23 protein-coding genes are annotated in these 21,347 nt (G+C 39.2%); 3 read left to right on the top strand and 20 right to left on the bottom strand.

Annotated features, from left to right (window positions below; genetic code table 11):
• Positions 1-16 precede the first annotated feature (16 nt).
• The 17 genes from ABN080_RS01525 to yceD form a co-directional block, all read right to left on the bottom strand.
• Positions 17-916, bottom strand: a complete 900-nt coding sequence (locus ABN080_RS01525; RefSeq protein WP_349440191.1) for a phosphotransferase — start codon at positions 914-916, stop codon at positions 17-19.
• Entirely contained in the window at positions 894-1,475 is a 582-nt protein-coding gene (locus ABN080_RS01520; RefSeq protein ID WP_196553254.1) for a penicillin-binding protein activator LpoB, read from the bottom strand. Before ABN080_RS01520 ends, ABN080_RS01525 begins: the two co-directional genes overlap by 23 nt.
• A 17-nt stretch (positions 1,476-1,492) precedes the next feature.
• Positions 1,493-1,894, bottom strand: coding sequence for a YcfL family putative periplasmic lipoprotein (locus ABN080_RS01515; protein ID WP_072069893.1), 402 nt, complete (start codon positions 1,892-1,894; stop codon positions 1,493-1,495).
• A 39-nt stretch (positions 1,895-1,933) separates the two neighbouring features.
• Positions 1,934-2,284 carry a purine nucleoside phosphoramidase gene (hinT, locus tag ABN080_RS01510; RefSeq protein ID WP_098943364.1) on the bottom strand — a complete coding sequence of 117 codons (351 nt, stop codon included), beginning with the start codon at positions 2,282-2,284 and terminating at the stop codon, positions 1,934-1,936.
• Positions 2,285-2,326: 42 nt separating this feature from the next.
• Positions 2,327-3,112: a metal-dependent hydrolase gene (locus tag ABN080_RS01505; protein WP_340896053.1), complete on the bottom strand. Its 786-nt coding sequence runs from the start codon at positions 3,110-3,112 to the stop codon at positions 2,327-2,329.
• Positions 3,113-3,190: 78 nt separating this feature from the next.
• Positions 3,191-4,174 (bottom strand): DNA polymerase III subunit delta', encoded by a 984-nt coding sequence (gene holB, locus ABN080_RS01500; RefSeq protein ID WP_196553256.1) that lies wholly within the window; start codon positions 4,172-4,174, stop codon positions 3,191-3,193.
• Positions 4,171-4,818, bottom strand: a complete 648-nt coding sequence (gene tmk / locus ABN080_RS01495; protein WP_349440190.1) for a dTMP kinase — start codon at positions 4,816-4,818, stop codon at positions 4,171-4,173. Before tmk ends, holB begins: the two co-directional genes overlap by 4 nt.
• 2 nt (positions 4,819-4,820) lie before the next feature.
• A complete protein-coding gene (gene mltG / locus ABN080_RS01490) occupies positions 4,821-5,843 on the bottom strand; it encodes an endolytic transglycosylase MltG (protein ID WP_196553258.1) in 1,023 nt (340 codons plus the stop codon).
• A 17-nt stretch (positions 5,844-5,860) separates the two neighbouring features.
• Positions 5,861-6,688, bottom strand: coding sequence for an aminodeoxychorismate lyase (pabC, locus tag ABN080_RS01485; protein ID WP_349440189.1), 828 nt, complete (start codon positions 6,686-6,688; stop codon positions 5,861-5,863).
• A gap of 134 nt (positions 6,689-6,822) precedes the next feature.
• Entirely contained in the window at positions 6,823-8,064 is a 1,242-nt protein-coding gene (gene fabF / locus ABN080_RS01480) for a beta-ketoacyl-ACP synthase II (protein WP_349440188.1), read from the bottom strand.
• A gap of 74 nt (positions 8,065-8,138) precedes the next feature.
• Positions 8,139-8,375, bottom strand: coding sequence for an acyl carrier protein (gene acpP / locus ABN080_RS01475; RefSeq protein ID WP_004247087.1), 237 nt, complete (start codon positions 8,373-8,375; stop codon positions 8,139-8,141).
• Between the two features lie 157 nt (positions 8,376-8,532).
• Entirely contained in the window at positions 8,533-9,267 is a 735-nt protein-coding gene (fabG, locus tag ABN080_RS01470; protein ID WP_115349522.1) for a 3-oxoacyl-ACP reductase FabG, read from the bottom strand.
• 8 nt (positions 9,268-9,275) lie between these two features.
• Positions 9,276-10,208, bottom strand: coding sequence for an ACP S-malonyltransferase (gene fabD, locus ABN080_RS01465; protein ID WP_349440187.1), 933 nt, complete (start codon positions 10,206-10,208; stop codon positions 9,276-9,278).
• 19 nt (positions 10,209-10,227) lie between these two features.
• Complete coding sequence (locus tag ABN080_RS01460; protein WP_109409383.1) at positions 10,228-11,181, bottom strand: beta-ketoacyl-ACP synthase III; 954 nt, start codon at positions 11,179-11,181, stop codon at positions 10,228-10,230.
• A 4-nt stretch (positions 11,182-11,185) separates the two neighbouring features.
• The gene (gene plsX, locus ABN080_RS01455) at positions 11,186-12,223 is read right to left on the bottom strand and encodes a phosphate acyltransferase PlsX (protein ID WP_349440186.1); all 1,038 of its coding nucleotides are present in this window, start codon (positions 12,221-12,223) and stop codon (positions 11,186-11,188) included.
• A gap of 24 nt (positions 12,224-12,247) precedes the next feature.
• Positions 12,248-12,418, bottom strand: a complete 171-nt coding sequence (rpmF, locus tag ABN080_RS01450; protein ID WP_006537252.1) for a 50S ribosomal protein L32 — start codon at positions 12,416-12,418, stop codon at positions 12,248-12,250.
• A gap of 5 nt (positions 12,419-12,423) precedes the next feature.
• Positions 12,424-12,957 carry a 23S rRNA accumulation protein YceD gene (yceD, locus tag ABN080_RS01445; protein ID WP_023582576.1) on the bottom strand — a complete coding sequence of 178 codons (534 nt, stop codon included), beginning with the start codon at positions 12,955-12,957 and terminating at the stop codon, positions 12,424-12,426.
• A gap of 141 nt (positions 12,958-13,098) precedes the next feature.
• On the opposite strand from yceD, the gene ABN080_RS01440 reads away from it, so the two are divergent.
• Together ABN080_RS01440 and ABN080_RS01435 are read left to right on the top strand one after the other, a co-directional pair.
• A complete protein-coding gene (locus ABN080_RS01440) occupies positions 13,099-13,698 on the top strand; it encodes a Maf family protein (protein WP_196553262.1) in 600 nt (199 codons plus the stop codon).
• Between the two features lie 45 nt (positions 13,699-13,743).
• A complete protein-coding gene (locus tag ABN080_RS01435; RefSeq protein ID WP_196553263.1) occupies positions 13,744-14,139 on the top strand; it encodes a hypothetical protein in 396 nt (131 codons plus the stop codon).
• Positions 14,140-14,245: 106 nt separating this feature from the next.
• Here the strand turns inward: ABN080_RS01435 and rluC are convergent, their stop codons facing one another.
• Entirely contained in the window at positions 14,246-15,199 is a 954-nt protein-coding gene (gene rluC / locus ABN080_RS01430; RefSeq protein ID WP_196553264.1) for a 23S rRNA pseudouridine(955/2504/2580) synthase RluC, read from the bottom strand.
• A gap of 531 nt (positions 15,200-15,730) precedes the next feature.
• Here rluC and rne point away from each other — a divergent pair.
• Entirely contained in the window at positions 15,731-19,231 is a 3,501-nt protein-coding gene (gene rne, locus ABN080_RS01425; RefSeq protein WP_349440185.1) for a ribonuclease E, read from the top strand.
• A gap of 182 nt (positions 19,232-19,413) precedes the next feature.
• On the opposite strand, the gene tmaR is transcribed toward rne, so the two are convergent.
• Entirely contained in the window at positions 19,414-19,752 is a 339-nt protein-coding gene (gene tmaR, locus ABN080_RS01420; RefSeq protein ID WP_036937771.1) for a PTS system regulator TmaR, read from the bottom strand.
• Positions 19,753-20,007: 255 nt separating this feature from the next.
• Positions 20,008-21,270 (bottom strand): MFS transporter, encoded by a 1,263-nt coding sequence (locus ABN080_RS01415; protein ID WP_196553266.1) that lies wholly within the window; start codon positions 21,268-21,270, stop codon positions 20,008-20,010.
• Positions 21,271-21,347: the final 77 nt, after the last annotated feature.

Here is a 21,347-nt window from a genome sequence, read left to right as displayed (position 1 = left end):
TGACAAGATAATGTCTTTAACTCATCAGACTAAAATAACGACGTAAAGGTTCAGACATTATTAAAAATGATCCATTTTTTGTTTGTTGCCAACGAACTTCATACCACATTAGCATCATATAAAAAATAAATGGTTCTCTTGAAAGAATACGCTTTCTTAACTCTCTGACAGAATAAGAGTAAACCTCTTTTTGCTCTGTATAATGACTATGATACGAACAATAATAATCTAAAAATGCCGTTTGTTGCATTTCATCTAATTGATTAGTGGCAAAGAACGTCATTAATGAATCAGCAGTATCAATATCAGCCGCATATTCCCAATCGATAAATTTTATACCTGAATCACTAAGAAGAATATTCTCAACGTGCAAATCCATGTGAGCTGGCGCGTATTTTATGAGATTGCATCGCGGTTGGCGTAAAAAATGTTGTTGTAAGCGTAACCATTTAGCGGATAACCGTTTTCTATCGATTTGTTGCCAATAAAGGGATAACTCATGGTTTAAATTAAGAGGAAAACCAAATGGTGTTTGCTGATGTAACGTTGCTATTTTTTCAGCTAATGGCTTTAAATAGACACTAAAAAGTGATTGATGGGTAAGGTGCTCACCGGATAACCAATGAAGAAAAAACCATTCTCCATGGCGTGTTGCAACTTCAGGGGATAAATCAAGACCCGCCAGTTGTTTTAAAATGGCGTATTCTTTTTTTCCGTGTACATAAAGTTCTTTTCTTTCATTTCCGTAGTAGCGAGCAATCCAATCAATATCAGCACATTGCACACGAAAAGACCCACCACCTAATCCTGTTAATGCCGTTATTCTCCATTTACTTAATGCCGTTGCAGGGAAAAGTGTTTGCAAGGCATTAAGTAAACTTGAGTCATACCGATCACTCAACCTTGTTGCGTCCATTCCAAAGAATTTCGCCAGAAGAAACTGACATTAATTGCATACTAATAACGCGGTTATCTTTTTTGCCATCAACAGTTGAGAATAAAATATAATCTGCTTTTAAATTCCGCGCTAACCCAATAGCAGCACTACGAAGACCTAAACTGTCCTCTCCTGATAAGCCGAGCGCTTTTCGTGCTGACATCATTTGTGCATAAGGTACTGTTTGTAATGAACTAATACTATTAACTGATTCTATAATTGCATTGGTTGCATTTACTGCTTGGATATTTCCACCTGAATTATTTTTGACATTATCAATAACAATTAATTTACCCGTTTCTAAATCGTCAGTAACCGCCATCTCTCTAATTAAAGGAGTTACCACATTATTCCAATTAATACTGGTGATTTTAGGTGGTGTTGGTACTACTTCAATTGGTGGCTCTATCGGTTTAGGAGGCTCTACAGGCTCTGTCGGCGTTACTGGCTCTACAGGCACAGGAGGTTGTTGTGGCAACATAGACGGACAACCTGCTAATAAAAACACAGACATCGCCACAAATAGAAGTCTTTTCATACTCGCGTTACCTTATCCTAAGTAAAAAGATAAACTCTGACATAACTAATGGTTTTATCTGGAACATCAGCGCTAATTTCCGTATCTCCATCACCAAGAATAGTCACATCATTTACATGTCCAGCAGGAGATACTTCAAGCCCTTGTTCGTTATACCAGTAAAAGCGATAGCGAATTGAAACAGGGTAAGATTGTGTATTTGATAGCATAACTGTCGCTCTTGTGCCGTTAGTATGGTGTTCAAGGATCGGTTGTCCTGCCACAATTCCCACAGCTAAGACCGAAGGCTCCATAATAATAGCCTGCTGCCGATTAAAATAGAGTTTATTATCTGAATGAGATGATAAACACCCAGAGAGCAATGTCGTCATACACATAGCGATAAGTAATGAGTAAATAGCCTTACTTTGTCTTATCATGTATTACTTCCTGTTATCTCGCTTTTAGCATCATATCGATCATTGACTTAATAATGGCCCTAATGGTTTTCCACCTAATAAATGCATGTGAATATGGAAAACTTCTTGTCCACCATGTTTATTACAGTTCATCACTAGGCGATAACCATCTTCAGCAATACCTTCTTGTTGAGCTATTTTTGCAGCAACAACAAATAGGTGTCCTAACACTTGTTCATCTTCAACAGTAACATCATTTACCGTAGGGATAAGTTTATTAGGAATAATCAAAATATGTGTGGGTGCTTGTGGCGAAATATCACGAAATGCAGTGACTGTATCATCTTGAAAAACAATATTAGCCGGAATTTCACCACGAATAATTTTACTGAAAATTGTTTCTTCTGCCATTACCATCACCTTATTATTTATTTTAATTCCTGATTAATTCAATTAAGCAGGTAAGTTTTGAATATGAAAGAGCTTAGCAAAATTGCGCGTTGTTTGTTGTGCTAACTCCTCGACACTCACCCCTTTTAATACAGCCATATATTCTGCAACGTCACGAACATAAGCGGGTTGATTTTCTTTGCCGCGATGAGGAACTGGCGCTAAATATGGGGAATCTGTTTCAACTAAAATTCTATCAAGAGGAACAATACGTGCAGCTTCTCTAATTTGTTCCGCATTTCTAAATGTCACAATACCTGAAAAAGAGATATACATTCCAAGGTCGAGCAATGCTGTTGCCGTTTCTTTATCTTCAGTAAAGCAATGCAATACACCACCACAATCTTGCACATTCTCTTCTTTTAAAATCGATAACGTATCTTCACGTGCGCTACGTGTATGCACGATAACGGGTTTGTTAACTTGTCTGCCAATACGGATATGCTCACGGAAAATTTCACGTTGTAATGCTGCATTTTCTTGTTGGTAATAGTAATCCAGACCTGTTTCACCTAAAGCCACAACATCAGGTGCAGCAGCTAAGCGCGTTAATTCTTCAACATCGTAGCCTTCGTCTAAATTCAAGGGATGAATACCACAAGAGAATGCAATATTGTCACGTTTGCCGATAAGTTCACGCATATTTTTGAAACCTGGCAAAGTTGTTGCTACAGCTAACATATATTGAACATCACGCTGCTGTGCTTTTTCGACAACATCATCAATATTTTCATGTAGTTTTTCATAATCTAAGCTGTCGAGATGGCAGTGTGAATCAACTAAAAACATAACGTACTCTCATTTATCTGGTATGACTTATAGGTGTTTTTTATTACGGCTAGATCACAATTAATTTTATGCTGCTAATTAATGTTGTGTTACTAACTGATTTTCCCAATCTAGTAACTGTTCTGCTAGTAATAACTCTTTATTTAAGGCTGGAATGGTCATTAGCTGATAACGACACTGTTTCCATCCATCAATAATGGCTAACACAATATTTGAAGGCGATTGTGATAACGCCATAATTAAAGGTTGTTGATCTTGGTTGATACAATAAGCTTGTGCATTTGTTTGATACTTTAATGCATCGAGTAAAAGCGATAACAACCAATACAAGCGACGATCTACATTATCTTGATTTAACTGTGGAAGAAACCCAAATAAATCATGCCGTTGTAAACTTGAATATAACGCTTGGCAAAAAGTTTCTCTTTCTTGCCATTCATCTTTCAATAATGAAAGTGCCGCTATTGGTGCATTCTGTGACAAATTTAACGCAGTTACACTATTAGCGTAAGAGACATTCGGCAACTGCTGTTGTATCCAATGGGTAGCGTGCTGATGATCAGGCGAGGCTAAATGGTAATAAAAACAGCGGCTACGCAATGTAGCTAACAAAACTTCAGGTTGCTGGCAATTAAGTAAAAAATACGTATTTTTAGGAGGCTCTTCTAACGTTTTGAGTAATGCATTTGCTGCAGCCTCAGTTAAGGCTTCAACCTCTTTGATCCAAACAACTCTTGCACCGCTTTGCTGAGCATGTTGTTCCAGTTTTTCTGTCACTTTTCTAACGGCTTCTACGCCAATAGATGTCTTGCCCTTTTCATTTTGCAAAAGATGCCAATCAGGATGTGTTTCGGCAAGCATCAAGCGGCAACTATGGCACTCATTACAGCTTTTTAATCCCTGTTTATTCTGACACATTAACCAACGGCTTAATCCATAAGAGAGAGCATCTGCTCCCATTCCTTCGGTCGCATGTAAAAGCAAAGCATGATGACCACGCCCTTCTTGATACATGCTAATAAGTTGCCGATATGCCTGATTTAGCCAAGGATACCAATTCATAATGCTTTATTTTCCTGCTGGACTAACCATGTAGTGAGTGCTTGGCGAATATCCGCTTGAACTTTATCGATAGTTTGAGATGCATCTATTGTAATAATAGAGTCATCACCTTTGGTTAATGCCTGATAACGTTCACGTGTGCGATAAAAAAAGTCCATTGACTCTTTTTCAATTCGGTCTAATTCACCTCTAGCGCGTGCTCTTGCAAGCCCTATAGCTGGATCTAAATCAAGATATAACGTTAAGTCTGGGCGAAAATCACCAAGAACCGTATTGCGAAGTGACAGCATAAGATCTTTATCTAAGCCACGACCACCGCCTTGATAGGCTTGTGAAGATAGATCGTGTCTATCGCCAATCACCCATTTACCTTCGGCTAACGCTGGTTTTATCACGTTTTCAACGAGCTGAACACGTGCTGCATATAGCATTAACAGTTCCGCTTTATCGGTAACTTTCTCACCCTCAATGCCTTGTTTAATAAGCTCTCGTAATTTTTCAGCAAGTGGGGTGCCTCCCGGTTCTCGGGTAAATGCTAAGTTGGTGATGTCTTTTTCTTTTAACGTATTAATAACGGTTTGAATTGCGCTCGTTTTTCCAGCGCCTTCTAATCCTTCAATTACAATAAATTTACTGTTATTCATAATTATCTTTGTTGTAAGCGTCGATATTGTGCGACAGCTTTATTATGTTCATTAAGTGTAGTTGAAAATTTATGACCACCCGTTCCATCCGCAACAAAATAGAGATAACGTGTATCCGCTGGATGTGCAGCGGCTCTGATTGAAGCAACACTAGGCATCGCAATTGGTGTTGGTGGCAATCCATCGATTTGATACGTGTTATAAGGGGTATAACCATTTAAATCACTGCGATAAATTGTACCTCTGTATTTATCACCTAAGCCATAAATCACGGTAGGATCGGTCTGTAATCTCATATTTGTTTTTAGTCGATTAATAAATACCGACGCGACTTTTGTTCTTTCTGCATCAATCCCCGTCTCTTTTTCAATAATTGATGCCATGATAAGCATTTCATAAGCCGATTTATACGGTAGGTCACTATCGCGTTTAATCCACTCTTCTTCTAATGTTTTTTCCATTTGTTGGTAGGCGCGCTTTAAAATTGCGACATCTGTTGTACCTGCCGTGTAATGGTATGTATCTGGTGCAAACCAACCTTCTAGGTTAGTAATTTCAGGTTTTATTCCTATTTCTTCACGTAATTTATCGCTATCCATTGTATGTGCGACAGTCATAAGTTGCGGAGCTTGTTCAAAAATAGATTGCCAGTCTTGTAAACGGCTACCTTCAATAAAACGGATCGTAAATTGAGCCTCTTTACCACTTTTGATCAATAATAAAACATCACGCAAAGACATACCTTTTGTTAAACGATATGTACCTGCTTTAAATTGGCTAAGCTCTGGTTTTACTTTTAGCAAAATTTGAAAATAATCGCCTTGGTTAAGTAGATTATTTTTTATTAGCAGTTGTTCCATGGCTACGCGCCCTGTTCCTGCTGGTACGGTGAGTAACATTTCATCTTGCTTTATAACAACATTTTCTTCTAAGCCACGAATATGTTGCATCATATACAACGCAATTGCACCAATACTAATTAATAAGGCAAAAAAAACTATCCATACTATTTTTTTTATCTTCATTTATAACTCATCAAATTCTATTTAAGTGACAAACTGTGTTGTAAAACAACATGATAATACTCTCTACTCGAATACTGATAGCACTTATCATCCGAGAAAGTGATACATGAAACAGGAAGTACAGGCATTAAGCTATTTGTTAACCAAACTTCATCTGCTTGATAAAGCGTTTCCGGCTTCTCTCTCACAATAACAATTTTCCAATTCAATTTTTGTGCTAATTGAATAATTGATTGGCGCATAATGCCATTTACACCAGAATCCGTCAGATCCGGTGTGAAAAGTGTATTCCCTTTACGCCAAAAAAGATTTGCTGCATTTGCTTCAACTAAATATCCTTCATTATCACATACTAAAACATCATCAAATTCTGTTTTTTCTAAATGGTGCTTAATAAGAACCTGCTCTAAACGATTTAGGTGCTTAATTCCCGCCAATTGTGGGTTTTTTCCTAAAGTAACAGGACTGATCGCCAGAGATATACCTTCAGTTTGCTGGTGGGAATAATGGGTAGGATAGGATGACAATGAGGTTATAACTGTTGGCGTAATAAATCCATTTGAAGAATAACCACGACCACCACAACCACGACTAATAATAATTTTAATAACACCTTTCGCTTGAGTGTCAGAAGCGATATCTATAATGTGCTTTTTTAAATCAGACCAATTTGGATGAGGTAGAAAAAGTGCCTCACAGCCTTGTTTTAAACGATTAAGGTGTGCGGATAGCATGGAAGGCTTGCCCTGCTCTATTGCTAGGGTAGTAAAACAGCCATCGCCAAACTGTACTGCTCTGTCACTTGCATCTACATTTTGTTGCTGTTGTCCATTTACCCAATGCATCTAACACATCCTAAATCTATGTTATTGATATCAATCTGCACATGATAAAACAACTGGCAGTAAAAGGACAAAAATAAAAGACCCAGAATAATCCTGGGTCTTTAAGTATATTTCAACTTTCTGCAAAAAACGGTTTAAACGCGCTTAAAGAGAATTGAACCATTAGTGCCACCAAAGCCAAATGAGTTACACAGAGCATATTCCATGTTCTCAACTTTACGTGCTTTATGTGGAACAAAATCAAGATGACAATTTTCGTCTTGATTATCAAGGTTAATTGTTGGAGGTACGATTTGATCACGTAGCGAAAGAATAGTAAAGATAGACTCAATAGCTCCAGCAGCGCCTAATAAATGGCCTGTCATAGATTTTGTTGAGCTAACTAATACATCTGTGCCTTTACCAAATACGTTTTCTACTGCTTGTGCTTCAGCAACATCACCCGCATTCGTTGATGTACCATGTGCGTTGATATACCCCACTTGAGATGCATCAATACCCGCATCTTTTAGTGCGTTTGTCATCGCTAGCGCACCGCCTTCGCCATTTTCTGCTGGTGAAGTCATGTGATAAGCATCGCTGCTCATACCAAAACCTACCACTTCAGCATAGATTCTAGCGCCACGTTTTTTAGCGTGTTCGTATTCTTCAAGAACAAGAACACCCGCGCCATCACCTAACACGAAACCATCACGATCTTTATCCCACGGACGGCTAGCCGCTTGAGGGTTATCGTTCCGTGTTGATAATGCACGAACTGCACCAAAGCCACCTAAACCTAATGGAGTAGTTGCTTTTTCGGCACCACCTGCGAGCATTGCATCTGCATCGCCATAAGCAATAATACGTGCAGCGTGACCAATATTATGGACACCTGATGTACATGCTGTTGCAATAGAGATTGTAGGGCCACGAAGACCATACATAATGCTTAAATGTCCTGCAACCATGTTAATGATGGTTGAAGGTACAAAGAATGGGCTAATTTTACGAGGGCCACCATTTGTCATTGACGTATGGTTTTCTTCGATAAGGCCTAAGCCACCAATACCAGAACCAATAGCAGCTCCGATACGACTTGCATTGGCTTCTGTTACTTCAAGACCTGAATCCGCAATGGCTTGCACACCTGCCGCAATACCATATTGAATGAAAAGATCCATCTTGCGCGCGTCTTTACGCGAAAGATTATAATCTTCATGATTGAAATCTTTTACCAATCCTGCGAATTTAGTCGCATGATGACTGGTGTCAAAATCTTCGATAAGGCCGATACCACTCTGTCCGGCACACACGGCTTCCCAAGAAGCTGTTGCGTTATTACCGACAGGAGATAACATGCCTAGTCCGGTCACAACTACACGACGCTTAGACACGCTTATCCTCCAAGGAGGGAAAAAGTTTAGGATTAAAAATATAGGCGGTCGAGTGACCGCCTAGATTAGCAAGCTTATTTACCTGCGTTTTCAACGTAATCAATAGCAGCTTGAACTGTAGTAATTTTTTCTGCTTCTTCGTCTGGGATTTCGATATCGAATTCTTCTTCCAGAGCCATTACCAGCTCAACTGTGTCAAGAGAATCAGCGCCTAAGTCATCAACAAATGAAGCTGAATTTACAACTTCTTCCTCTTTAACACCCAGTTGTTCAACAATGATTTTCTTAACGCGTTCGTCGATAGTGCTCATACTATTAAATTTCCTATCAAAACTCGCTTGCGCGATGATTTTCTTAGTTTATAAATACAGGAAAAGATCTAACCAATCCCGACTGTGTGGACTACTTTATTCGCTATATTTTGCATTATATTGTACGCAAAAAGCAAATATAAAGACGTCCCCATAATTAGATCATGTACATGCCACCATTGACATGCAATGTTTCACCCGTGATATAGCTCGCTTCATCAGAAGCTAAGAAAGCTACAGCACTGGCAATCTCTTTGGCATCACCTAAACGGTTAGCAGGAACTTGAGATAAAATACCTGCTCTTTGGTCATCTGTTAATGCTCTTGTCATATCAGTTTCGATAAAACCAGGTGCAACAACATTTACCGTAATGCCTCGGGAAGCAACTTCGCGTGCTAATGATTTACTAAAACCAATCACACCCGCTTTTGCCGCCGCGTAGTTTGCCTGTCCTGCGTTACCCATGGTTCCAACAACAGAACCAATGGTAATTATACGACCATAACGTTTTTTCATCATAGCACGCATAACAGCTTTAGACAGACGGAAGACTGATGAAAGATTTGTGTTGATGATATCTTGCCACTCATCATCTTTCATGCGCATCAACAGGTTATCACGAGTAATACCTGCATTATTGACCAAAATATCAATTTCGCCAAATTCAGCACGCACTTCAGCTAAAAATTTTTCGATAGAGTCGTTTTCTGTGACATTTAACACAAAACCCTTACCTTTATCGCTTAAATATTCGCTAATAGCTTGCGCACCGTTTTCACTCGTTGCAGTACCAATTACGGTCGCACCGCGCGCAACTAAATCCTCTGCAATCGCACGGCCAATGCCACGGCTTGCACCAGTAACTAGCGCTATTTTTCCGTCAAATCCCATGAGATCCCTCAGTCATTTCCTAATGCAACATCTAATGACGCAATATCATTAACTGCTGCAGCGTTCATTTCTTTAGAAATACGTTTAGTTAAACCAGTTAATACTTTTCCTGGACCGATTTCTAATAGTTGTGTGATGCCTTTTTCGGCGATAAGTTCAACCATTTCAGTCCAACGAACTGGGTTATACAGCTGGCGAACTAACGCATCACGGATAGCATTCGCATCAGTTTGCGCTTTCACATCAACGTTATTAACGACCTGAATTTCAGGTTGTTTAAATTCAATTTCTTGTAATGCAATTGCAAGCTTATCAGCGGCTGGTTTCATTAAAGCACAATGCGAAGGCACACTTACCGCTAATGGCAATGCACGTTTAGCGCCAGCTTCTTTACATAAAACACCAGCACGCTCTACTGCCTCTTTGTTACCTGCGATAACAACTTGGCCTGGTGAATTAAAGTTTACAGGTGAAACAACTTGCCCTTGAGCAGCTTCTTCACATGCTGTTGCAATAGCATCGTTATCTAAACCGATAATCGCATACATTGCACCTGTACCTGCAGGTACAGCTTCTTGCATCAATTGACCGCGCAATTCTACTAATTTAATGGCGGCGGCGAAATCAATAACACCTGCACACACTAAAGCAGAATACTCACCAAGACTGTGACCTGCCATCATTTGTGGCATTTTGCCTTGTTTTTCTTGCCACACACGCCAAACAGCAACGGATGCTGCTAATAATGCTGGCTGTGTCTTCCATGTTTTGTTTAACTCTTCTTCTGGGCCATTTTGAACTAAATCCCACAGAGAGTAACCCAATACATCAGATGCTTGAGCAAATGTTTCAGTCACTATCGGATATTGCTCTGCAAGTTCTGCAAGCATTCCAACAGTTTGCGATCCCTGTCCAGGGAAAACCATTGCAAAATCAGTCATGTTTATTTTCCTGATAATATTAAAAACGGATAAGTGCAGAACCCCAAGTAAAACCGCCACCAAACGCTTCCAGCAAGATTAACTGACCACGTTGAATGCGATTGTCTCTTACAGCTTCATCTAATGCTGTTGGGACTGATGCTGCTGACGTATTGCCGTGGCGATCTAATGTCACCACTACTTTATCCATTGTCATATCCAGCTTTTTCGCTGTCGCTGAAATAATTCTTAAATTTGCCTGATGAGGCACAAGCCAGTCCAGTTCAGATTTATCAATATTGTTAGCTTCGAGTGTCTCATCCACAATGTGGGCAAGTTCACGAACTGCGACTTTAAATACTTCATTTCCTGCCATTGTAACGTAAGCAGGTAAATCTTCATTTTCTTTACGCTGATAAGGTAATGCTAATAAATCACCAAAACGCCCATCAGAGTGTAAATGTGTAGAAATAATACCTTCGTCTTCTGACGCACCCACAACTGCCGCACCTGCCGCATCACCAAATAAAATAATGGTGCCACGATCGTTAGGATCTAACGCATGGGATAATCTATCAGCACCGATCACAAGAGCATGTTTAACAGAACCTGCTTTAATAAATTGATCAGCAATGCTTAATGCATAAACAAAGCCAGAACATGCGGCTGCAACGTCAAAAGCGATGCAATCATTGATGCCTAACGCATTTTGAATCTGACATGCTGCGCTTGGAAATGCATGTGAGCCTGATGTTGTGGCAACAACAATCAATCCAATATCTTGTTTATCAATACCAGACATTTCTAGTGCTTTTTCAGCCGCACCTGCGCCCATCACAGCAACAGTTTCTTCTTCTGTTGCAATCCGACGTTCATTAATACCTGTTCGGGTAACAATCCATTCGTCAGATGTTTCAACCATTTTTTCTAAATCGGCATTAGTTCGCACTTGTACAGGCAAGTAACTACCAGTACCTAAGATTTTTGTATACATTCTATCAATCGCTCTTGGGTAATACTGTTGTCAGTCGAGAAGCGATCCGTTCTGGGATTTTTCGCTCAACGGCATGAACAGCCTGTTCTATTGCTGCTGTAAACGCGCTTTCATTTGCGCCACCATGGCTCTTAATGACGATACCGCGTAATCCTAACAGAGAAGCACCGTTATACTGGTCGGGGTTCATGTGTCCAAAACGCTTAATTAGCCGTTTTTGTAACCATTTCTTCAATATTTTCATCCACCACGACGTTTTTTTATTTTCAGTAGTAAAAGATTTAATCAATGAAAGGAAAACTCGAATAACTCCTTCCATCGTTTTAAGGGAGACATTACCTGCGAAGCCGTCACACACCAATACATCTGTTTTGCCTGTCAGTAATTCATTACCTTCCACATAACCAATATAATTGATATTAGGTGTTGACTTTAATACTGTAGCGGCTTCGCGGATATTATCTAATCCTTTGCTCTCTTCTTCACCAATATTCAAAAGTGCTACTTTAGGTGAACTAATCCCTGCAATTTCTTCGGCCATCACTGCGCCCATTACGGCAAACTGTACTAACATTTGACTATCACAATTAACGTTAGCACCTAAATCCAGAACGACAGTCTTACTTTTTTTCTGGTTGGGTAATACTGAAACCAGTGCAGGACGTTCAATTCCATCAATAGCATTAAGTCGCAGTTTTGCTAATCCCATTAATACGCCAGTATTACCAGCACTTACACATGCTTGTGCTTCGCCTGTTTTCACGAGATCAAGTGCCACTCGCATTGATGTACCTTTACTGGCTCTAATACCGTGTGAAGGTTTAGCATCATTGGCGACAATATGTTCTGCGGGTATAACATGTAAACGGGAGATTAGCTCAGCATTTTGATCTGCAAGCAGAGGAGAGATAGCGTCTGGTTGACCTACCAGCAATATTTTTAAATGAGGATTAGATGCCAGCGCCCGCAAACAAGCAGGCACTGTGATGCGAGGACCGAAGTCCCCGCCCATCGCATCTAACGCTATGGTTAGATTTGTCAAGGTATCAACGAGCTATAAAGCTAATTACTTGTTGATAACCTTGCGACCACGGTAGTAACCGTCAGCAGTTACATGGTGACGCAGGTGAGTTTCACCAGAAGTTTTGTCAACTGAAACTTGAGTTACTGTCAGCGCGTCATGAGAACGACGCATACCGCGTTTAGAACGAGTTGGTTTGTTTTGTTGTACGGCCATTGACCTTACTCCTTAGTACTTTTCTTTAAACTGGCTAATACGGCAAATGGATTTGGTTTCTCTGATAATTCTTCAGGGAGTTCACCAAACACCATATCCGCGTCGGACACTTCACAGTGTTCAAAATCATGTACCGGAACCACCGGCAAGTTGAGGATTATTTCATCTTCAATCATCGCCAGCAAATCTATTTCACCAAATTCGTTTACATAAACTGGTTCATATTCTTCCGGTAATGTCTCGGCCCGTTCATCACTGACAACAGGGCTAAAACAATATGTTGCGTGAACATGATAAGGAAAATGGCCACCACAACGTTGACATTCTAAAGTGACATCCACATCGGAATGTCCTTTAATCACGGCAAGACGTTGATGGTCAATATCAAATGATAAAGCCACATCAATATTACTGTCCACACTGACCACCGATTCAGCTAAGCGGCTTACTTGCTCTGGAGAATAATGACCGTCATAGTCTAAATTCTTCTGAGCTGCTCGCAGCGCATCAATGGTCAGGGGTAATTTTACCTTTTGCATAAGGCGCGCATATTATCTTTGTAATGGAATATAGTCAAAGAAAAAGGCGGGTTATCTACACCTTTCCACCAAAATTCGCTTTATCAGCGGCGCATAGTTTAGAATGTCAGGCATCATTTTGCTACGGATTTTAAAAAAAATATGTTGCCACTCGTTCTTGCGTCTACTTCACCCTTTCGAGCTCAGTTGCTGAAAAAGCTTGGAATGCCCTTTATACAGGCATCTCCCGATATTGACGAAACCCCGAAGCCCACTGAATGTGCTCAAGATCTTGTCACTCGCTTATCCTATGAAAAAGCTAGCGCTTTACAAGTAAAATTTCCACATCACCTTATTATTGGCTCTGATCAAGTTTGTGTGTTAAATAAAAAAATCACAGGTAAGCCCCATAATTTTGATAATGCTTTCGCACAATTAAAACAAGCTTCAGGACAATGTGTGTCGTTTTATACCGGATTAACAGTATACAATAGTTTAACTTTAGAACATCAAACACATTGTGAATTATTTCAAGTATACTTTCGCCATCTAACTGATGATGAAATTACCCATTATTTAAATAAAGAAATGCCGTTTAATTGTGCGGGAAGTTTTAAGTCTGAAGGGTTAGGTATTACTCTTTTTGATAAAATGGAAGGCAATGATCCAAATTCTTTAATTGGTTTACCACTTATCCGATTGAATAAAATGTTACTCTCGCAAAGAATAAACCCAATATTATTCTCTGATGATCAAAAATAAACCCGATCATCTTATTTTTAATCTTATGTAGCGATAAAACGTATTATGAATAAACTAACATCCGTCTTGATAGCGTTAGTGATGGCAACAGCATTAGTAGGTTGTTCCGATGAAAAAGACTCAGAAATAGCCAAAACGACTAATGTGGCCAATACTGTCCAAGACAGTGTAATTTCAAATAAAAAAGATGACAGCACATCCTCATTCAAAAAGAATTTTGTCAGTAGTTGCATATTAGGATCAGGTATTACTGATGATGCACTCATTCCTCAAATTACAGAAGTGTGCGAGTGCACCTACGACAGCATCATTAAAAATTACGGTATTACCGAATTTATTCGTGTTGATATGGAAATGCGCAAAAATGGTTCAAAATCACTGCCTAAAGAGTGGGATATTGATAACATTGTTGAGCAATGTATGACAAAAGTAGAAAGTTAATGGTATTTTTAAATTAACGATTTTACATAATGTTAGCAAAAAATACGCCCAGCTAACTGGGCGCATTGAGCGTTCGGATTTTCTGTCGAAATAAGAATTTTCAGACCTAAGATTTTTGACTACGTAACACCTGCAAACAATGGCGTAATGTATTATCCATTGGTGCTTCAATTCGCATCTGTTCACCCGTTGAAGGATGAGTGAATGTCAAAGAACTTGCATGTAAAAATAAACGATTAAGCTTTGTTCCAACCAATTGCGCATCAAAATCACGATCACCATAACGATCATCAAAAGCAATAGGATGACCTGCATGTAATGTATGTACACGGATTTGGTGTGTTCTTCCGGTAACAGGGCTTGCTTTCACCAGAGTAGCAAACTCAAAACGCTCTTCCACTTTAAAACGTGTCTCTGAAGGCTTCCCCTCATTACTCACTTTTACTACACGTTCACCACTTTGAAGAATATTTTTCAATAACGGTGCTTGTATCACTTTAGTGTGTGATTGCCACTGACCACGAACTAATGCCAAATAATCTTTTTGCATCTGTTTTAAACGTAATTGCTCATGTAATGCACGTAGTGCTGAACGTTTTTTTGCAATTAACAATACACCGGAAGTATCTCTATCAAGGCGATGAACAAGCTCTAAAAAGCGAGCTTCTGGGCGTAATGCACGCAAGCCTTCAATAACACCAAAGCTTAAACCACTGCCACCATGCACTGCTGTACCTGATGGTTTATTAATCAACATTAAATGTTCATCTTCATATAAAATACAATTAGCTAATGCAGAAACTTTGTCTAATTTTGGTGATACAGCAATTTCTTCTTTTTCTGCTACTCTCACCGGTGGAATACGAATACTGTCACCTGCATTTAATTTATATTCAGGTTTAATTCGCCCTTTATTGACTCGAACTTCCCCTTTACGGATAATTCGGTAAATCATACTCTTTGGTACACCTTTTAAGCGTGCCAGTAGAAAATTATCGATACGCTGGCCTGCTTCATCGCCATCAATGGTGACGAACTGAACTTGATTAAATGATTTCATAGTGGCGATTCTTTGGCTCTCTTAAAATAAAAATAACAAACAACTTTGTGGTGCACAAAATAACATCAATTCTGTCGTCTATTTTAACCTGAATAATGGGAAAAAGACGAAACATTAGCTAATCTCTCATATTTATACAGAAAAAGTCACCAAAGCGGAAAAGTCATCTTGCTATAACCCTAACACCAATGGAATAATGCAGACTCTCCTGATTATGTTTATCAGGTATATTTATGAAAATTTTGTTTGTTTGATTTTCAAAATGCAGCAATGGCGTAAGACATAGTCGAAAATCAAACAATTTAGTATGCCACAAATACATCGCTTATTGAGTTGAAACATTGTGTTCAATTAAAGAGTGCTGAATTTTTGAACTAAAAATCAGACTCACCGAGATATTGCACCTCTATACAATCGACAACCGTGAGGTTGACGCATTTGTAAAAGACACGAGGTCATCGGTTATCAATAGTGTAATTACGTATGTTAGTGGCACATTATAAAACGTGAAAATAACGAGTAAGTCACAATATGAAAAGAATGTTAATTAACGCGACTCAACAGGAAGAGTTGCGTGTTGCCCTTGTGGATGGGCAACGCTTGTACGATCTGGATATCGAAAGCCCCGGTCATGAACAGAAAAAAGCGAATATCTATAAAGGTAAAATCACTCGAATTGAACCCAGCCTAGAAGCAGCTTTTGTTGATTATGGTGCGGAACGCCACGGTTTCCTTCCTATTAAAGAAATAGCCCGCGAATACTTTCCTAGCAATTATCACTCTCATGGCCGTCCTAACATCAAAGATGTCTTGAAAGAAGGTCAGGAAGTTATTGTTCAAGTAGATAAAGAAGAGCGCGGTAATAAAGGTGCTGCATTAACCACTTTTATCAGCCTTGCAGGAAGCTATTTGGTATTAATGCCAAATAATCCTCGTGCAGGTGGTATTTCTCGCCGTATCGAAGGTGAAGACCGTACAGAACTCAAAGAAGCCTTATCAAGTCTTGAAATTCCAGATGGTATGGGTCTGATTGTACGTACTGCGGGTGTCGGTAAATCGGCTGAAGCACTACAACAAGATTTAAGCTATCGCCTAAGACATTGGGATGCCATTAAAAAAGCAGCAGAGAATCGCCCCGCTCCTTTCTTAATCCATCAGGAAAGTAACGTAATCGTTCGCGCATTCCGCGACTATTTACGTCCTGATATTGGTGAAATCTTAATTGATAACGCAAAAGTTGTTGAAATGGCTCGTAGCCATATCGAAGCGATTGGTCGTGGTGATTTTGCCAGCAAAATTCGTCATTATACTGGCGCTGTTCCATTATTTAGCCATTATCAAATTGAATCACAAATTGAATCTGCATTTCAACGTGAAGTTCGCCTACCTTCCGGTGGTGCATTAGTTATTGATACCACTGAAGCATTAACAGCAATTGATATTAACTCTTCTCGTTCAACGCGTGGTGGTGATATCGAAGAAACTGCATTCAATACTAACTTAGAAGCCGCTGACGAAATTGCACGTCAATTACGTTTACGTGACCTCGGTGGTTTAATTGTTATCGACTTTATCGACATGACGCCAGTGCGTCATCAACGTGAAGTTGAGAATAGAATGCGCGAGGCTGTACGCCAAGATCGTGCTCGTATTCAAATTGGACGCATCTCTCGCTTTGGCTTATTAGAGATGTCTCGTCAACGCTTAAGTCCTTCATTAGGTGAATCAAGCCATCACGTTTGTCCTCGTTGCTTAGGCACTGGTACTATTCGTGATAACGAATCATTATCTCTTTCTGTGTTACGTCTAATTGAAGAAGAAGCACTGAAAGAAAATACCCATGAAGTACATGCAATTGTCCCTGTTCAAATTGCCTCTTATTTGCTTAACGAAAAACGTAAAGCCGTAACAGATATTGAATTACGTCAATCTAACGTTAAAGTGGTTATTGTACCTAATGACCAAATGCAAACTCCTCATTTTTCTGTTATTCGAGTGCGTAAGGGCGAAGAAATTACGTCTCTGAGTTACAACTTAGCGCAATTCCATGAAAGTCAGTTAAATGAAGCTGAAGACGATGTTGTCACAGAACGTAAAGTGCCTGAACAACCTGCAATTTCAGCCTTTGGATTGCAAGAAGAAAACACTCCAGAAACGACGACGAAAAGTAAAAAAGCACCTCAACCTCAAGCTAAGCCAGTTAAATCAGAGCAAGCCCAAGGTACTGGCTTCTTTGCCTCAGTTGCAAAATTCTTCTCTAACTTATTTGGTAGTGAGCCAGAGCCTGCGGTAACACAAGAAAAACCACAGGAAACCAAGAAAGAGAATACAGACAATCGTCGTGAGCGTCGTAATAATAACAATCGACGTAACAACAACAATCGCCGTGACCGCGATAACGATCGTAATCGTGATAACACGAATAACGAAGACAACCGCAAGAATCGCAATCAAAAACCACAAACAGCTCCAACAACTGAAGTGAGTAGTGAGCAAGAGATTGCAGAACGCGAAGCGCGTCGCCAACAACGTCGTGAACAACGCGCAGAGCAACGTCGTCGCCAAGAAGAAAAACGTCAACAGCAACAAGAAGCCGCGAAAGCACAAGTTGCACTTAGCGAAAATGATACGACTGGAAAAGACAGTGCTGATGAGAAGAAAGAAGAACCTCGTCGCCCTGCTATGCAACGTCGTAATCGTCGCCAATTAACGCAATCTGTGCGTGTAACCGACAGCGATACAACGTTAACCATTGCTCCTGTTGCAACTGTTGCAACAACAGAAAAGGCAATCTCAGAACCTCCTGTAGCTATCGCACCAGCTAAAGTTGCTCCAACGGAAAAAACAGCACCTAAAGCCGATGCTGTTGTAAAAGTTGAAACAAATGAAGCACAACCAGTAAAAGCCTTATCTGATGTAGCACCAAAAGCACAAGATGATAATAAAAATGAAGATAACAACGGGCAAGAGAATGTCATGCCTCGTCGTTCTCGTCGTTCACCTCGTCATTTACGTGTAAGTGGTCAACGTCGCCGTCGTTATCGTGATGAACGTACATTAACAGTGTCACCAATGCCACTTACAATGGCAGTTGCATCACCTGAGCTTGCTTCTGGTAAAGTATTTATTCGTTACCCTGTAACACCAGTCAGTGATGCTCCATTTATTGAGAATAGTGTTGAAAATAATAACAATATTGTTGAAAAGAACATTATTACTCATGCAGATCCTCAAATGGTTGCTATCGCACCGGCGGTTTCAGAAGCCATTGTTGCAAAAGTGGAACAAGCTGATACAGCAGAATCAACCTATACTGTGACTGTTAGCTCTGAATCAACCACTGAAGCTGTTGCTGAGATTATTGCAGTAGAGCCACAATCAGCACCGGCAGAAGCAAATAGCATTGAGAATCAAGTTGAAGAAAGTGTTGTCAACAACGTTATCGATGATGTGAATACCGAAGAACATGTCACTCGTAAAGAAAACATTTCTGCGGTATTAAACACAACTGAAGCTTATATGCATGAAGCTTCACAGCAAGTAGAAACAGACGCAGAGGCTGAAAACGTTACACAAGAAGTCATTGCACCAATAGAACGAGAAGTAAGTGAAACATCTACTCCTGAACCTCAACCTATTGCTACTTCAGTTACAACCGAAGAAATAGCAGAGCAACACAAAGAAAATGATGCTGAAGCTATTGTTGAAACAGCAGCTGAGCCTATCGTTGAAACGGCTATTGAAAGTCAGCCTGAAGAGAGTGAAAGTGTAACGCCTGCAGTAGAGCCAGTACCAGTAAAAGAAAGTAAACCTACAGCCGTTATTATTCGTCAAGAGCCTGTAGTACGCCAACTTCATGCAAGCGCACCAATGACAAAAGCGCCAGCATCTGATGAACCTACTGTCGCAATTGAAATCAAAGCATGGGAAACTCGCCCTGCTTTTGATAAAAAAGGCCGTACTGGTGCAGGTGGGCATTGTTCAACCAACCAAGCTTCATCAGTAATGACTAAAGCTGAAAGTCAAAACTAATAATAAAGTGTTATTAAGAATATCTTGATAATACCTTTAAATTGAGAACCCACTTTTTAGTGGGTTCTTTTTTTGGGTAACCATTAGCAAATTAACTTAATGTACTTAACCTCAAATAAGATAAAAAAAGCCCCTGAATATTCAATTCAGAGGCCTTTAATTTCTTATTCTTAGTAAAATAATCAGTCTTTTAGATCAGGAAGATTTTTAATTTCACCCATCGCTTTTAACTGTTTAGAAAGCTCACGGCGTTCTTTAGACAGATCTGCATTTTTAATAATATAATCATCAACACGATCGTCATAGTCACTACGCATATTCGCAATAATACCTAGAACATCCTCGATAGACATACCAGGTTTAATATATTCACTTAAGTTGTCTAATAAAAGAACACGCTTTTGGTTATCACGGATCTTTTTCTCATTGTCAGTGATCTCACGACGGATTTTGTTTTTACGACGATACATACGCACAAACTCCAGTACGTTTTGGAAAGACGGCTTGTTTGCGTTATCCATTTCCTACACCTTTACAATTGATATTTAAGATAAATAGTTCTGTTTAAGATTATCGCTTAATCGTGTCAATAAACAAGCAAAGTTTACAAATTTAATTGATTTCACTTAATTAACAAATAATTAGGATTATTTGTATTAATAAATATAGTCAACATTTTTTAATGAGTAAATGTTGACTTACTTATGAGTAAAAAATGGCTACACATTTTCATGGGTAGCCAAAATCGACACGACAAAGGATAAATTAGAGCACGATTAAACAGGCTGAGCTTTATTTTGATCTCCATGTTGTAAGTTATCAAATGGCAATAACGCTTTCGAATCTGAGCGTAAAAATACAGCTGAAAGAAGCGTTGTTCCTATCACAATACAGCCCATCACCATATAAGTTGGTGCAAACCCATAATGATCATATCCATAACCTGCTAATGGTGAGAGCAATGTTGCAACAATGGAACTCACACATTGGAAACCCACTAAATAGAGTGTTGAAGATAAACGTTTATCAAAATGTTGACTGTTATATTTAAAAATTGAAATTAATAAAATAGGTAACTCAACGGCATGTAATAATTTCATACAAGAGATCAAAATTGGCCCTTCAACTAATCCAGAACCAATAATACGCGTGGCCATAACGCTACTAGCTAGCAATAAACCGTTTTTAGCACCAATTTTATTGACTAAGAACGGAGCGATAAACATACCACCAGCCTCTAGGAACACTTGTAATGAATTTAGATATCCATACATCTCATTACCCTGCTGTAAAGTAGCAAATTGTGATGAGAAAAAGACTGGAAACTGTTGGTCATAAACACCATATACACAGGTTCCAATCACAAATAAAATAAGAGCCCAAAAACGAGGTAATGAAAGTAAATTAAGTGCGTCTTTTACAGTAATACCTGATGTTTTCCCATGCTCTAATTGATTAAATGCGTCTGATTTACCTGTTTTTAATAGAGCTAAAAGAATTAAGAACACGACACCAGAAATAGATGCCATCACAAAATTATAATTAGGATCGATATTAATATTGTGCCCAGCAACAAATGTTGCTGATGCCCACCCAAGCGAGCCCCACATTCTCGCCCTACCATATTCAAAACCACGAATACGACTCACACGTTCTGTATATGACTCTAATACACCAATACCTGCATTAAAGGTCATACCTACATATAACCCCCCAAAAATGGAACCAATAAAAATATTCCACCGTAGTATTGAAGCAAAACCAAGAAAAAATGGCCCAGAAAGAATAAGTAATATCGCAATTACTAATAACAGATTTTTTCTTAGACCTAACTTATCCTGAATAAAGCCATATAAAGGTTGTGCACATAATGCAATAAGAGAAATTGCAGAGAATATCAATCCGGTATCAGTCGCCTTTAACCCAACATACTGGTTTAGCCAAATAGAAACTAATGAAAATGATGAAGACCAGGTAAAAAAGAAGAAAAATAACAGCGCACTTAAAATCGCATAGTATTTTTTTGAGTCTTTGTTCATTGGTTAAGCGCCTTATAAAGTCATTCCACCTTTAAATGTTAACGTTAACTTTTCACTTAACAAACTACTATCTCACT

Origin of the sequence: Proteus sp. fly-1089 (assembly GCF_040138965.1) — a bacterium.
Taxonomy (GTDB): Bacteria; Pseudomonadota; Gammaproteobacteria; order Enterobacterales; family Enterobacteriaceae; genus Proteus; species Proteus vulgaris_B.
This window is presented reverse-complemented; position numbering and strand designations above follow the sequence as displayed.